Genomic DNA, 1012 nt, shown 5'->3' with positions numbered 1-1012 from the left:
TTGCGCAAGGTTCGGTGAAGTCTATGCGGTGTTCGCAGAATCTCTCGGAACATTGTCGTGTTAGCTAGGTCTGCGCGGAAACTATCATCGATCAGATATTGATGTTCTCGAATCAGTCTAATCGTTGTCGCGTGAATACCCTTGATTGCAGGGTTTTGCGCCATTAACAAAAATATTTCGATCAGTGCGTACGGGGAGCGATCAAAGACACCATCATCTACCGTCTCTACATAGCCATTGCTAACTTGAAAGCGGTTGTTCAGTGGAGTCGTTACAGTCTCTCGATTTGGATTAAGATAAAAACCATCAAAGTACTGAAGAATCACATCAGCGAGTTCAGCAAGAGCGAGTACAGTACGATAGTAGCGCTGCATCATAAGCTCAACGCCCAGTGAATTGTCACTGTCTTCGTAGCCAAGAATTTTGGCAACCTTGCGTTGGTGATCAAACAGCAGTCGGTTTTCGCTTCGATTTGCAACCATCTGAAGACCATAGCGCAAAGACCATAAAAAGGTCTCCCCTGAAAGAAGGAGGTTGAATTCTTCGTCCGTCAGAAAGTGATATCGTTCTCTTGCGGTTTTGGCCTCAGGGCCAAAGTGACGCTTTGTAATCCAGCCAACTGTCTGAATATCGCGAAGTGTACCAGGCGAAGCTTTAATGTTCGGCTCAAGATTGTATTCGTTGCCACCATAACGTTCGTGGCGTTCGACTTGCTCTTTGAACTTGGCCATAAAGTAGTCTTTGGACGTATAGACTTCGTCAGAATACATACGGCTTGTGAGTGTTGATTTTAATGACTCGGCGCCGGAAATTGTTCGAGTCTCTAAAAGATTTGTTGCAATCGTTACATCTAGGCTTGCTTGCTCAATACATTCGTCGATTGTACGAACACTATGTCCTATTTCGAGCGACAGGTCCCACAGCAGAGTAATGAAGCTGCTTAGATCGCTTTCAGATTCAGTGGGGATCTGATCTTTTGCAAGAATAAGAAGATCAATGTCTGAATGAGGCT

At 44.9% G+C, this 1012-nt stretch carries 1 pseudogene; it reads right to left on the bottom strand.

The features are described from left to right. A pseudogene (glnD, locus tag A3739_RS14715) lies at positions 1–1012 on the bottom strand ([protein-PII] uridylyltransferase); the annotation flags it as partial.

The sequence above is a fragment of the Oleiphilus sp. HI0067 genome (assembly GCF_001635735.1).
Note: the sequence above shows the minus strand (reverse complement) of the source record. Positions and strands in the feature narration are given on the sequence as shown.